Genomic DNA, 1,359 nt, shown 5'->3' with positions numbered 1-1,359 from the left:
TGGAGCCGTGGGATGGCCCTGCAGGCCTAGTTACGACAGACGGTCGTTATGCTGTGTGTTTGCTAGATCGTAACGGTCTACGTCCGAGTCGTTGGGTTGTTACTAAAGATGGTTTTATTACAGTAGCATCGGAAATCGGTACCTATGCTTATAAGCCTGAAGATGTTGTTGCGAAGGGTCGAATTGGTCCTGGACAAATCTTAGCGATCGATACGAAGACCGGCGATGTATTGCATACAGACGACATTGATCAGCGTCTTAAAGAAGCCAAGCCTTACAAGAAGTGGTTGCGTGAAAACGCTCAGCGTCTTGAAACGCGCTTGAAGAGCTCTTCGCCTGCGTTTGAACCAATGCCTTCGGATGAGTTGAAAACGCAAATGAAGATGTTCCAAGTGAGCTTCGAAGAGCGTGATCAAGTTTTACGTCCACTAGGTGAGGCGGGACAAGAAGCAGTAGGTTCGATGGGTGATGATACGCCAATGGCTGTTTTGTCACAGCGCGTTCGCTCCGTTGCCGATTATTTCCGTCAAAAATTTGCACAGGTTACGAATCCTCCAATCGATCCTTTGCGTGAAGCGATTGTTATGTCGCTTGAAACCTGCATCGGTTCGGAACGAAATGTATTTGAAGAGTCTCCTGAGCACGCTAAGCGTATTATTTTAACTACGCCTGTTTTGAGTCCAGCTAAGTTTGCTGCGATTTTAGACAATTCTTTAGGTTTTGGTTCAGCGACTGTTTCATTGCAATTTGATCCTGAACAAGGCCTGAAAGCAGCGATTCAAGATGTGTGTGAAAAAGCGGCACAAGCTGTTCGTGATGGCTCAGTGATTGTTGTCTTGTCGGATCGAGACATTGAAAAAGGTAAGTTGCCAATCAATGCATTCATGGCTACAGGTGCAGTGCACCACTACCTGGTTGAGAATGGCTTGCGTTGTGATGCCAACATCGTTGTTGAAACTGGTTTTGCACGCGATTCACACCACTTCGCGGTATTGTTTGGCTTTGGTGCAACCGCGGTGTATCCATACCTTTCTTATCAAGTGTTGAATGACTTGATCGAGAGCGGCGAGATGTTGATGGATCCAATCGAGGCGAAAAACAACTATCGTAAAGGGATTGGTAAAGGCCTTCTTAAGATTCTTTCTAAAATGGGAATCTCAACGATTGCGTCTTACCGTGGTGCTCAATTGTTTGAAGCAGTTGGTCTTTCTGACGATGTGGTTGATCTTTGTTTCAAAGGTGTGGCGAGCCGAATTCAAGGTGCGAGTTTTGCGAATTTACAAGCTGAGCAGTCATTGCTTGCGAATGAGGCTTGGAAAGCGCGTAAATCAATCGAGCCGGGTGGTCTTCTCAAATATG

Annotated in this window: 1 protein-coding gene; it reads left to right on the top strand. The window is 46.2% G+C overall.

The window, feature by feature from the left end; translation table 11 throughout:
- Positions 1 to 1,359, top strand: a 1,359-nt coding sequence (locus tag A3739_RS20010; protein ID WP_304440294.1) for a glutamate synthase central domain-containing protein, incomplete at both ends; no start/stop codon positions are given.

The organism is Oleiphilus sp. HI0067, assembly GCF_001635735.1.
The sequence above is the reverse complement of the archived record's forward strand: the minus strand, read 5'-3'. Positions and strand labels throughout refer to the sequence as shown.